This window comes from Oceanicella sp. (assembly GCF_056449545.1).
In genome coordinates this window covers 1-11,535 of sequence record NZ_JBWOMN010000088.1, presented here as the reverse complement: position 1 = coordinate 11,535, position 11,535 = coordinate 1, and the positions used below count along the sequence as shown (strand labels likewise).

At 74.2% G+C, this 11,535-nt stretch carries 7 protein-coding genes; 6 read left to right on the top strand and 1 reads right to left on the bottom strand.

Features of this window, described 5'->3' with window-relative positions:
• Positions 1 to 55: 55 nt before the first annotated feature.
• The gene (locus AC1HC7_RS12370) at positions 56 to 4,963 is read left to right on the top strand and encodes an alpha-2-macroglobulin family protein (RefSeq protein WP_479499065.1); all 4,908 of its coding nucleotides are present in this window, start codon (positions 56 to 58) and stop codon (positions 4,961 to 4,963) included.
• A complete protein-coding gene (pbpC, locus tag AC1HC7_RS12365; RefSeq protein WP_479499066.1) occupies positions 4,960 to 7,014 on the top strand; it encodes a penicillin-binding protein 1C in 2,055 nt (684 codons plus the stop codon). Before AC1HC7_RS12370 ends, pbpC begins: the two co-directional genes overlap by 4 nt.
• Positions 7,015 to 7,021: 7 nt before the next feature.
• Here the strand turns inward: pbpC and AC1HC7_RS12360 are convergent, their stop codons facing one another.
• Positions 7,022 to 8,485 (bottom strand): aminotransferase class V-fold PLP-dependent enzyme, encoded by a 1,464-nt coding sequence (locus AC1HC7_RS12360; protein ID WP_479497138.1) that lies wholly within the window; start codon positions 8,483 to 8,485, stop codon positions 7,022 to 7,024.
• 120 nt (positions 8,486 to 8,605) lie between these two features.
• Here AC1HC7_RS12360 and AC1HC7_RS12355 point away from each other — a divergent pair, with 120 nt between their 5' ends.
• The 4 genes from AC1HC7_RS12355 to AC1HC7_RS12340 all read left to right on the top strand — a co-directional run.
• Complete coding sequence (locus tag AC1HC7_RS12355; RefSeq protein ID WP_479497137.1) at positions 8,606 to 9,079, top strand: Lrp/AsnC family transcriptional regulator; 474 nt, start codon at positions 8,606 to 8,608, stop codon at positions 9,077 to 9,079.
• 21 nt (positions 9,080 to 9,100) lie between these two features.
• Positions 9,101 to 9,742: a peptide-methionine (S)-S-oxide reductase MsrA gene (gene msrA, locus AC1HC7_RS12350; RefSeq protein WP_479497136.1), complete on the top strand. Its 642-nt coding sequence runs from the start codon at positions 9,101 to 9,103 to the stop codon at positions 9,740 to 9,742.
• Between the two features lie 93 nt (positions 9,743 to 9,835).
• On the top strand, positions 9,836 to 10,705 hold the full coding sequence (locus AC1HC7_RS12345; protein WP_479497135.1) for a 50S ribosomal protein L11 methyltransferase: 870 nt from the start codon (positions 9,836 to 9,838) through the stop codon (positions 10,703 to 10,705).
• A gap of 87 nt (positions 10,706 to 10,792) precedes the next feature.
• Positions 10,793 to 11,535: ImuA family protein (locus AC1HC7_RS12340; protein WP_479499064.1), on the top strand; the 743-nt coding region annotated here is incomplete at its 3' end.

The following is an 11,535-nucleotide window of genomic DNA, read 5'->3' as shown; positions in this document are numbered from 1 at the left end:
CGCCGCCCTGGCCGCCGAACGCCGCGCCGCCAAGCGCCGTCGCGCGGCGCGGCGCATGACCAAGGCCGCGACGCTGGCGACGATCAACGCCTATCTGCGCGCCCCCGCCGCCCCCGCGCGGGCCGCGACGCTGTCACGGCTGGCGGCGCTGCTGGAACGCCGCGGTCAGGGCCGCGCCGCGATCCCGGCGCTGCGGCTGGCGCAACGCCTCGCCCCCACCGAGGCTCGGGCGCAGGCGCTGGCGCGAATGGTGTCGCTCCATGGGTTCCGGGTGGTGGGCGACAGCGTCGATTCCGACGCCGCGTCGCCGCGGATCTGCGTCGAATTTTCCGAACCGCTGGCGCGGGGGGTCGATTTCGCGCCCTATGCCCGCGCGGCGGGCGCGGATCTGCCGGTGGAGGCGAAGGACCGCCAGCTTTGCCTCGACGGGGCCCGCCACGGGACCCGCTACCGGGTGACCCTGCGCGCCGGGCTGCCCGCCGCCAGCGGCGAGGTTCTCGACCGCTCGGTGGACTTGCAGCTTTACGTGCGCGACCGCAAACCGGCGCTGCGGTTTCCCGGCCGCGCCTATGTGCTGGCCAAAGGCGGCGGCGCGGCGTTGCCGATCGCCACGGTCAACCTGTCGGAGGTCGATCTGCGCATCCACCGGGTCGGGGCCCGCAACCTGCGCGCCGCCATGCGCGAAGGGCTGTTCGGGCGAGCGCTCAACGCCTGGGAGGAAACCCGCATCGACGACGAGCTCGGCGCCCCGGTCTGGACCGGAACCGCCGAGGTGGAGGTCAGGCTCAACGCCGAAACCGTCACCGCCCTGCCGCTGGGCGAGGCGATCGCCGATTTCGCCCCTGGCGCCTACGCCATGACCGCCCGCGCGCCCGATGGCGGCGCGGATGAAGGCTGGCGCTCCGCCGCCACGCAGTGGTTCGTGGTCACCGATCTGGGGCTGGCGACGCTGGCCGGCGATGACGGGCTGCATGTGTTCGCCCGGTCGCTGGCCTCGGCGCAGGGCGTCGCGGGGGCGCGGCTGCAGCTGATCGCGGTCAACAACGCGGTGCTGGGCGCGGCGGTGGCCGACGCGCGGGGCTACGCCCGCTTCGCGCCGGGGCTGATGCGCGGGACCGGCGGCGCCGCGCCCGCCCTGCTGATCGTCGAGCCCCCCGAGGGGGCGACGGAGGATTTCGCCTTTCTCGATCTCACCGAGGCCGGGTTCGACCTCAGCGATCGCGGCGTCGAGGGCCGCCCGCCCGCCGGGCCCATCGACCTGTTCGCCGCCACCGAGCGCGGCGTCTACCGCCCCGGCGAGACCGTGCACGCCACCATCCTCGCCCGCGACGCATCGGGCGACGCAACGCGGGGCCTGCCGCTGACCGTGGTGATCCGCCGCCCCGACGGGGTCGAACACAGCCGCATGACGGCGGCCGATGCGGGCGCCGGCGGGCGGGCGCTGTCGTTCCGGCTGGACCCGGGGGCGCAGCGCGGCGCGTGGCGCATGGCGGTGCATGCGGATCCCGGCGCCCCGGCGCTCGCCGTCATGAGCTTTCTGGTGGAGGATTTCCTGCCCGAGCGGCTCGACGCCGAGTTGAGCGCGCCCGAGGGGGTTCTTGCGCCCGACGCCCTGCCGCCGCTGGAACTGGCGGCGCGGCATCTGTATGGCGCCCCGGCGGCGGGGCTGCATGTGGAAGGCGAGATCGCCGTGTCGGCCTCGCGCGAATTGCCGGGCTTTCCCGGCTACCGGTTCGGGCTTGAGAACGAGCGCGTGGACGCCCGCGCCCGCCCGCTGCCCGAGGGGCTGGTCACCGACGACGCAGGTCTGCTGCGCATCCCGTTCGCCCTGCCCGGGATCGCCCCGACCACCCGCCCGCTGAACGTCACCGCCACCATTCGCGCGCTGGACGGCGGCGGGCGCCCGGTGGAGCGCCGCCTGACCCGGCCGCTGGCCCCGGCCGCGCCGCTGATCGGCATCAGGCCGCTGTTCGACGGCGCCGCGGACGAAGGCGGACAGGCGCGCTTCGAGATCGCCGCCGTGGGGCGCGATCTGGCGCGCATGGATCTGGGCGAGGCGTCCTGGACGCTGGAGCGCCTGCACACCACCTATCAATGGTACGAGCTCGACGGCAATTGGCGCTACGAGCCCGTCATCACCCGCAAGCGCCTTGCCAGCGGCGCGGTGGAGTTGCGCGCCGACGCGCCGGCGCGCATCGAGGCCCCGGTGGACTGGGGCCGCTACGAACTGAAACTGACCCGAATCGCCGGCGGCGCCTATGCCGCGGCCTCGCTGACCTTCAGCGCCGGGTGGCATGGCGCCGGGGCGGGCTCGGACACGCCGGACCTGCTGCGGGTCGGGCTCGACCGCGCCGCCTACCGCGTCGGCGACACGGCGCGCCTGCGCCTGAACCCGCGCGACGCCGGCATGGCGCTGGTCGCGGTCGCCGACAACCGGCTCATCGACATGCGCGTGGTGGAGATCACCGCGGCGGACGTGGCGGCGGGCGAAAAGACCGTGGCCCTGCCGGTGACCGAGGCCTGGGGGCCGGGCGCCTATGTGATCGCCAGCCTGATCCGGCCCATGGACGTGGCCCGAAAACGCAACCCGACCCGAGCGCTGGGGCTCGGCTGGGCCAAGGTCGACCCCGGCGCCCGCCTGCTGGCCGGCGAATTCGAGACCCCGGCGCGCGCCGCGCCGCGCGCGCCGCTCGACGCGGTTCTGCGCATCGACGGGCTGGCCCCGGGCGAAACCGCCTACGCCACAATCGCCGCGGTCGATGCGGGGATCCTCAACCTCACCGGCTACAAGGCCCCGGCCCCCGAGGACTGGTATTTCGGTCAGCGCCGGCTCGGGGTGCGGATCCGCGACATGTACGGGCGGCTGATCGACGGCATGCAGGGGGCGGCGGGGCGGCTGCGCTCGGGCGGCGACGGCGGCGGCGCGGCGCGCATCGACGCGCCGCCGCCGACGCAGGATCTGGCGGCGTTCTTTTCCGGGGTCGTGACGGCGGATGCGGCAGGGCGCGTGTCGGCCCGCTTCGACATGCCCGATTTCAACGGAACCGTGCGGCTGATGGCCGTGATCTGGAGCGCGCGCGGCGTCGGCCATGCGCAAAAGGACGTGTTGGTGCGCGATCCGGTGGTGGCGACGATCTCGGCGCCGCGCTTCCTGGCGCCGGGCGACCGCAGCCGGGCGCTGATCGAACTGACCCATGTCGAGGGCCCCGCGGGCGCGACGAAGGTGACGCTGGCGGGCGAGGGGCTGAGCATCGCGCCCGATCGCGCCGCGATGGCGGTTGACCTGGCCAGGGGAAAAACCGCGCGCCTGCTGGTCCCCATCGAGGCCGGCATGGCGGGCGAGGCGGCGCTGCGCCTGACCGTCGTCACGCCCGGCGGCGAGGCGCTTGAAAAAACCCTGCGCATCCCGGTGCGCGCCAATGACCCGCCGATCGCGCGCAGATCGCGGCTGACGATTGCGGCGGGGGGCAAGGCGCTGATCGACGCCGAGGTGTTTGACGGAGTGCTGCCGGGCACGGGGCGCGTGACGCTCAGCGCCGGGCCGCTGGCCCGGCTCGACGCGCCGGGGCTGCTGGCGGCGCTGGACCGCTACCCCTATGGCTGCACCGAACAGCTGACCTCGCGCGCCCTGCCGCTGATCTATTTCGACCGGGTGGCCGCGGCCCTTGGCGTGGACGCGCCGCCGGGCCGGGTGCGCGACGCCCCGGCGCAACGCGTCGATGCGGCGATCCGCGGGACGCTCGCCAATCAGGCGGCCTCGGGCGGGTTCGGGCTGTGGCGCGCGCGGGACGGCGACGGCTGGCTTGACGCCTATGTCAGCGATTTTCTCAGCCGCGCCAGGACGGCGGGGCGGGCGGTGCCGGCGCGGGCCTTCGAGGCGGCGCTCGACAACCTCGCCAATCATGTCGCCTGGGAAGGGGATTTCGAGGAAGGCGGCGAGGCGCTGGCCTATGCGCTGATGGTGCTGGCGCGCGAGGGCCGCGCCTCGATCGGCGATCTGCGCTACTACGCCGACGCCAAGGGCGAGGATTTCGCCACCCCGCTGGCGCGCGCCCAGCTTGGCGCGGCGCTGGCCATGTATGGCGAGCCGTCCCGCGCCGACGCCATGTTCCGGCTGGCCCTGGCGGCATTGGATGAGGACGGGAACGGGAACGGGAACGGCTGGCGCGCCGATTACGGATCGGCCCGGCGCGATCGCGCCGGGGTGCTGGCGCTGGCGGTGGAGGCCGGGTCGAATGCGGTGGGCGTCGCGGCCCTGACCGAATCGCTGGCGCGCGCCGGCGACGGGCGCGCCTCGACGCAGGAAATGGCCTGGACCCTGCTTGCCGCCAACGCGCTGCTGGACGACGCGCGCGGCGGGCTGGCGATCAACGGCGTTGCGCTCGACGGCCCGCTGGCGCGGAGCGTCGACGCGGCGGCGCTGGCGGCCGGGCCGCTGGAGATCGCCAATCTCGCCGACGCGCCAACCGAGGCGGCGCTGACCGTGTTCGGCGTGCCCGAGACCCCGCCGAAGGCGGGAGGGGACGGGTATCGCATCGAACGGCGGCTGTTCACGCTTGCGGGAGAGCCGGCCTCGCAACAGGCGGTGACGCTTGGCGACCGGCTGGTGGTGGTGCTCGACGTGGCTTCGGCGATGCTGCGCGAGGCGCGGCTGATGATCGATGATCCCCTGCCCGCCGGGTTCGAGATCGACAACCCCAATCTGCTGCGCGGCGGCGACGTGGCCGCGCTGGACTGGCTCGACCCGCTCGACGATCCGCGCCATGTGGAATTCCGCGCCGACCGTTTCCTCGCCGCCGTGGACTGGAGCGGGATCGGACGCTTCCGCCTCGCCTATGTGGTGCGCGCCGTGTCGCCGGGGATTTTTCGTTATCCGGCCGCCTCGGTCGAAGACATGTATCGCCCCGAGGCCCGCGCCTGGGGCGATTTCGGGCGGCTGACGGTGCTGGGAGCGATGCGCTGAGGCGGTGGTTCAAATCACGCCTTGCGCCGGGCCTGCTGGCGCTGACGCTGGCGGCGGGGGTCGCGGTCCCGGTTGGATTTGACCGCTGGATCGCGACTGCGGAGCTGCCGCCGCTGGTCCCCGGCATCTCCGCCGTGGCGCTGGACCGGGACGGGCGCCTGCTGCGGGCGTGGCGCGCGGCGGACGGGCGCTGGCGGCTGCCGGTGCGGATCGCGGAGGTGGATCCGGGGTTCCTGCGCCAGTTGATCGCCTATGAGGACCAGCGGTTCAACGCGCATGCCGGCGTCGATCTGCGGGCCATGGCGCGGGCGGCCTGGCAGGCGCTGACCAACGGGCGGGTGGTGTCGGGGGCCTCGACGCTGAGCATGCAGGCCGCGCGGCTGCTGGAACGCGGCCCCACCGGGCAATGGGCCGGCAAGCTGCGCCAGATCCGGGTGGCGCTGGCGCTGGAGCGCCGCCTCGGCAAGACCGGGGTGCTGGAACTGTATCTGACGCTGGCGCCCTATGGCGGCAATCTGGAGGGCGTGCGCGCCGCGGCGCTGGCCTGGTTCGACAAGCCGCCCGCGCGCCTGACCCCGGCTGAGGCGGCATTGCTGGTCGCCTTGCCGCAATCGCCCGAGGCGCGCCGCCCGGATCGCAACCCGAAAGCGGCGTTGGCGGCGCGCGACCGGGTGCTGGCGCTGGGGGCGCTGAACGGCGCGCTCGACCGCCGCGACGCCGCCGCCGCCATGCGCGCCCCCCTGCCCCGCGCGCGCCGCCCGTTCGCCGCCCTGGCCCCGCATCTGACCGACCGGCTGCGCGCCGCCCGCCCCGAGGCCGCGACGCTGCGCCTGACGCTCGATCGCGACATGCAGGCGCGCATGGAAGCGCTGCTGGCCGAGACCGGCGCGGCGCTGGCGCCGGGGCTGTCGGCGGCGCTGATCGTCGCCGATCATGAAAGCGGCGAGATCCTCGCCTCGGTGGGGTCGCCGGGGCGCTATGCGCGCGGGCGGCGCGGTTTCGTGGACATGACCCGGGCGCTGCGCTCCCCCGGTTCGGCGCTGAAGCCGCTGATCTACGGGCTGGCCTTCGAGGCCGGATTGGCGCATCCGGAAACCCTGATCGAGGACCGCCCCATGCGGTTCGGATCGTGGTCGCCGGAAAACTTCGACGGCGGCTTTCGCGGCACGGTGAGCCTGCGCGCGGCGCTGCAGGCCTCGCTGAACCTGCCGGCGGTGGCGCTGCTCGACGCGGTGGGGCCGGCGCGGATGATGGCGCGGCTGCGGCGCGCCGGGGCGACGCCGCGGCTGCCCGAGGGCGCGGCGCCGGGGCTGGCGATCGCGCTGGGCGGGCTGGGGATCAGCCTGATCGACCTCGCGACGCTGTATGCCGGCATCGCCCATGGCGGCGCGGCCATGCCGTTGACGGCGGAGCGGGACGCGGCGCGACCGCCGCAAAAGCGGGTGCTGAGCCCGGTCGCGGCGTGGCAGGTGGCCGATATCCTGGCCGGGATCGCCCCGCCCTCCGGCGCTGCGCCGGGGCGGATCGCATGGAAAACCGGCACGTCCTATGGCTATCGCGACGCCTGGGCGGCCGGGTTCGACGGGCGGTACGTGATCGCCGCCTGGATCGGGCGCCCCGATGGCGGCGCCGCGCCGGGGATCTCCGGCGCCAGCGCCGCCGCGCCGCTGCTGTTCGCGGCCTTCGCGCGGCTGGAACGCCCGCCGGCGCCCCTGCCGCCGCCGCCCCCCGACGCGCTCACGGTTTCGAACGCCGAATTGCCGATCCCGCTGCGCCGGTTTCGGGGGCGCGGCGCGGCGCTGGCGCAGGCGGGGCCGCGCATCGCCTTTCCGCCCGACGGCGCGCGGATCGATCCCGGGGCCGGCGCGGCGCTGGCGCTGAAGGTGGCCGAGGGCCGCCCGCCTTTCGTCTGGCTGATCGACGGGCGCCCGCTGGGCCCGCCGCAATGGGACCGCCAGGCCTTCTGGCGCCCCGACGGGCCGGGCGCCGCCTCGATCGCGGTGATCGACGCGCTGGGCGGCGCGGCGCAGGCCCGGGTGTCGGTGGAATAGCCCGGGCTCAGGCCGCCGCCCGTTCCGGCGCGCAGAACCGCGCGCTGTCCGGATCGGCGCGGTAATGGGCCGCGTATTCAGTCGCGCGCGCCGCCAGGTCCAGCACCGAGGCGATGATGAAATCCACCGTCGCGTCATCCATCAGATAGGAAAAGTTCATCCGCACCCAGCCGGGCCTGGCGGTTTCGCGCCCGGCCAGCACCTCGGCGCGCAGGGCCTCGGAGGCCGCCCGCCCGATGCCCAGCAGCCGATGCGCGTAGGGCCCGGCGCAGGCGCAGCCGCCGCGCGCCTGGATGCCGTGCACGTCGCTCAGCATCCGGGTGAACAGCTGCTGGTGGATGCGCCCGCCGGCGGCGTCGCGCAGCCGCAGCGAGAATATCGGCAGCCGATGCGCCCGCCCCCCGGTCACCATGGCGCCGCCGACGATCTCGACCAGCGGCGAAGCGCCCCATGCGGCCAGCGCCCGGGCGTTGAATTCGGCTTCGCGGGCGTCGATGAAATCCTGGCCCACGGCCTCCTTGACCAGCAGCGCCAGCGCCGCGCGGATGTCGCCGATGACGTTGGGGGTGCCGGCCTCCTCGCGCGCCTCCACCGCCGCCAGATAATCCTGAGCCCAGGGCGACACGAAGGCCACCGAGCCGCCGCCCGGCCAGCTCGGCGTTGGCGCGCGCACCGCGTCGCGGCGCAGGATCAGCACCCCCGAGGCGCCCGGCCCGCCGATGAACTTGTGCGGCGACAGCGCCGCCGCGTCGATGCCCCCCCCGGCCTGCATGTCGATCGGCAGATACGGGCCGCCGCCGGCGAAATCCCAGACCGCGCGGGCGCCATGGGCCTTCAGCAGCCGCGTCGCCGGCGCCGGATCGGTGACGATGCCGGTGACGTTGGAGGCGGCCGAGAACGCCCCCACCTTCAGCCCCCGGTCGGCGCGCGCGATCAGCGCCGCCTCCAGCGCCGACAGATCCGGCCCGCCCCCGGGGGCTTCGGGGATCTCGACCATTTCGGCGCCGCTCTCGCGCCAGGGCAGGATGTTGGAATGGTGCTCATAGGGGCCGATGAACACCACCGGGCGCGCGCCCGAAGCCGCCGCGGCGGCGACGCCCAGCAGGTTGACCAGCCGGTTCAGCCCCGCCGTCGCCCCGGACCCGGCGAAGATCACCGCGTGATCGGCCTGATCGGCGTTGGTCAGGCGGGCGATCTCGGACCGGGCGGCCTCGCGCAGGCGGGTCATCCGGGCGCCGCAATGGGACTCCTCGGTGTGGCTGTTGGCGTAGAAGGGCAGCACCTGCGCGGCGACGAAATCCTCGACCTGACGCAGGGCGCGGCCCGAGGCCACGTAATCGGCGTAGACCAGCGGCTTGTCGCCGAAGGGGCCGGGGATGGGCAGGCCCTCGCCGATCAGCCCGGCGCGAAGCCGCGACGGCAGGTCGGGGCCGGCGGCGGCGAGGGTCTGGCGGAACGCGGTGAAGGGCATGGCGGTCTCCGTGATCTGGCGGCTGGCTTGCGTCTGCGGAAAGGATAACGCGCAGATCGCCGCCATTTCATTACCTATTACCCGGTTGATCGCGTGAATTTCGGGTCATATGATCGCCTAATGTCCAGAAAACCAGATCAGATCGACATCAACCTGTTGAACGCCCTGCAACGAGACGCGGCGCTGTCCCAGCGCGAATTGGCCGAGGTCGTGGGGCTGTCGCAGAACGCCTGCTGGCGGCGGCTTCAGGCGCTGGCGGCGGCGGGGATCACCCGGGGCAAGACCCAGCGGCTGGACCGGCGGGCGCTGGGGCTCGACCTGGTGGTGTTCACGATGATCCGCACCCGCAGCCATTCCGCCGCCTGGCTGGAACGTTTTCGCCGCCATGTCTCGGGCATTCCCGAAGTGGTGGATTTCCATCGCATCGGCGGCGATTACGACTATATGCTCAAGATCGTGACCCGCGACATGGCCGGATTCGATCAGGTCTATCAGCGGCTGATCGCCGGGGTGGAGCTTGACAGCGTGACCTCGTATTTCGCCATGGAGGCCATCGAGGAGCAGCGCCCGCTGCACATCCCGCCCCCCGCCTGACGCCCGCAACAGGAGCCCCCCATGCTGTTCGCCCGCAAGCCCGAGATCCCCGACGCCGCCAGCGCCCTGCCCGGGCGCCCCGACCCGATCCCCACCGCCGAATTCCACTTCGTCAATCACCGCCCCCTGAAAGGCCCCTATCCCGAGGGCGCGCGGGTCGCGCTGTTCGGCATGGGCTGTTTCTGGGGCGTGGAGCGCATGTTCTGGGGGCGCGACGGGGTCTGGGTGACCGCCGTGGGCTATGCCGGCGGGCCGACCCCGAACCCCACCTACAAGGAGGTCTGCACCGGCCGGACCGGCCATAACGAGGTGGTGCGCGTGGTCTACGACCCGGCGGTCGTCGCCTATGACGCGCTGCTGCGGGTGTTCTGGGAAAACCACGATCCGACGCAAGGGATGCGCCAGGGCAATGACCGGGGCACGCAGTATCGTTCGGGCATCTATGGCGACGCGGACCAGATCGCCGCCGCGACCGCCGCGCGCGGCGCTTTCCAGCCGCGGCTGGACGCGGCGGGGCTGGGGAAGATCACCACCGAGATCCTGCCCATGCCGGAATTCTTCTATGCCGAGGATTATCACCAGCAATACCTTGCGAAAAACCCCGGCGGCTATTGCGGCGTCGGCGGCGTCGGCGTGACCTGCCCGGTTGGCGTCGGCGCCTGAACCGGGGCGCGGCGGCGCTTGACCTCGCCCGGCCGCCCGCCTATCGCCTTGGCAGGCGCCCCCCCCCCGCCGCCGCCCGAGAACGGAGCCCCCATGGCCACCTGGACCGCATTGACCACCGTTGCGGGACAACCCGCCGCCGAGGCGCTGGGCGCCGCCGTCGAAACCCTGCCGCTGGCCCCCACCGCCATCGCGGCGCTGGAGGTCGAGGACGGCGCCGGGCGCTGGGAGGTCGGAGCCTATTTCCTCGCCGCCCCGGACGGCGTGGCGCTGGACCTGCTGGCGGCGAGCTTCGGCGCGAAGCCTTTCGCGGTGTCGCGGCTTGAAGACCGGGACTGGGTGGCGCAGGTGCGCCGCGAACTGACCCCGGTCGAGGCCGGGCGCTTCGTGATCCATGGCCGCCATGACGCCGAGCGCGTGCCTCTCAACCGCATCGGGCTGGAGATCGAGGCCGCCATGGCCTTTGGCACCGGCCATCACGGCACCACGCGGGGCTGCCTTCTGGCGCTGGACCGGCTGGCCAGGCGCGGATTCAGGGCGCGCCGGGTCGCCGATGTGGGCTGCGGCACCGGGGTGCTGGGCATGGCGGCGGCGCGGCTCTGGCGCTGCCCGGTTGTGGCCACCGACATCGACCCCGTCGCCGCGGCCACCGCGCGCGCCAACGCCGCCGGCAACGGCGCGGCGCCGTGGATGCGCGTCGGCTGCGCCGTGGGATTCCGCACGCCGCTGCTGCGGGCCGCCATGCCGTTCGACCTGATCTTCGCCAACATCCTCGCCCGACCGCTGAAGGCGCTGGCCCCGGACATGGCGCGGGCCGCGGCGCCGGGCGGGGTCGTGGCGCTGTCGGGCATTCTCAATCGTCAGGCGAACTGGGTCGAGGGCGCTTACCGCGCCTGGGGGTTTTCGCGCATCGAGCGCATCGTGCTTGGCGAATGGTCGACGCTGGTCCTGCGCCGGGCTTGAGCGGGATGGTGGCGGACCCGCCGTCAGGCTGGTAAGAACAATACAGGAACATCCGATTCGCCCGCCCCCCCCCCGACCGGGATCGCCATGCCGCCCAAGGATCTTGCCCGCCTCGCCCGCCCGCAGCGCGGGCCGCGCCCCGCGCTGCGCCTCGGGGTCGAAGACCGGGACCCGGCGGCGCTGGCGCTGGGCCGGGCGCATGAAATCTGCGGCCCCTCGCGCATGATCTTCGCGGCGATGGCGGCCGGGGCGCTGGAACGCATGGGCGCGCGCGGACCGGTGCTGTGGATCCGGCTTGCCCATGCCGAGGGGCGGCTGAACCCCGACGGGCTGCGCGCCTTCTTCGACCCGGGGCGGCTGGTGATGGCGACCCCGCGCCGGCGCGAGGATCTGCTCTGGATCATGGAGGAGGCGCTGCGCTCGGGCGCCTGCCGGCTGGCGGTGGTCGAACTGCCCGCGCCCCCTGGCCTGACCCCGGTGCGCCGCCTGCATCTGGCGGCGGAGCGTGGCGGCGAGGCGGGCCCGGACGCGCCGCCGCTGGGGCTGCTGCTGACCCCCGATCCCGGCGGCGCGGCGGGGATCGAGACCCGCTGGCGCATGGCCCCCGCGCCCAGCCTGCCCCCGGCCGGCGCCGATGCGGCGACGCCGCGCCGCGCCGCGGATTCGGGGGGGCGCGCCGGTGAGGGCGCCGGCTTCGGGGCCCGCGTCCGCGCCCCGTCATGGCGGCTTGAATTGCTGCGCGCCCGGATGCAGCCCCCCCGGCGCTGGCGCGCGCAATGGCGCGACGCCGCGCTGCGCCTGTCGCCGGAGGCGCCGGGCCAGGACGCGCA

Excerpts from the sequence above, each read along its gene's own strand:
- msrA (WP_479497136.1), top strand. The coding sequence starts at position 9,101 with ATGCTGTTCGCCCGCAAGCCCGAGATCCCCGACGCCGCCAGCGCCCTG.
- AC1HC7_RS12360 (WP_479497138.1), bottom strand. The coding sequence starts at position 8,485 with ATGCCCTTCACCGCGTTCCGCCAGACCCTCGCCGCCGCCGGCCCCGAC.
- AC1HC7_RS12370 (WP_479499065.1), top strand. The coding sequence starts at position 56 with ATGACCAAGGCCGCGACGCTGGCGACGATCAACGCCTATCTGCGCGCC.
- AC1HC7_RS12345 (WP_479497135.1), top strand. The coding sequence starts at position 9,836 with ATGGCCACCTGGACCGCATTGACCACCGTTGCGGGACAACCCGCCGCC.
- AC1HC7_RS12355 (WP_479497137.1), top strand. The coding sequence starts at position 8,606 with ATGTCCAGAAAACCAGATCAGATCGACATCAACCTGTTGAACGCCCTG.